Annotated in this window: 1 protein-coding gene; it reads left to right on the top strand. The window is 61.5% G+C overall.

Annotation, left to right across the window (positions count from 1 at the left end):
* Nucleotides 1–348, top strand: a 348-nt coding sequence (locus IVB31_RS00695) for an ABC transporter permease (protein ID WP_247317395.1), incomplete at both ends; no start/stop codon positions are given.

Raw genomic sequence — 348 nt, 5'->3', positions numbered from 1 at the left:
CCCGCCGTGATCGAGCAGATCCGCCAGCAGTACCGGCTCGATCAGCCGATCCCCGTGCAATACGTCTATTGGCTCAAAGGCGTCCTGACGGGCAATTTCGGCGAGTCGCTCCGCAACAAGATGCCGGTGCGCGAACTGATCGCCCAAAAGCTGCCGGTCACGCTCCAGCTCGGCTCGATGGCGTTCCTGATCGCCTTCCTGATCGGCATTCCCGCCGGCATCGTCTCCGCGGTGAAGAAGGGCACCGCCTGGGACTATGGCGCCAATTTGTTTGCGTTGTGGGGCATCTCGACGCCGAATTTCTGGCTCGGCATCATGCTGATCTTCCTGTTCTCCATCGAGCTCGGC

Source organism: Bradyrhizobium sp. 21 (assembly GCF_023073335.1).
In the GTDB taxonomy this organism is placed as follows: Bacteria; Pseudomonadota; Alphaproteobacteria; order Rhizobiales; family Xanthobacteraceae; genus Bradyrhizobium.
This window is presented reverse-complemented; position numbering and strand designations above follow the sequence as displayed.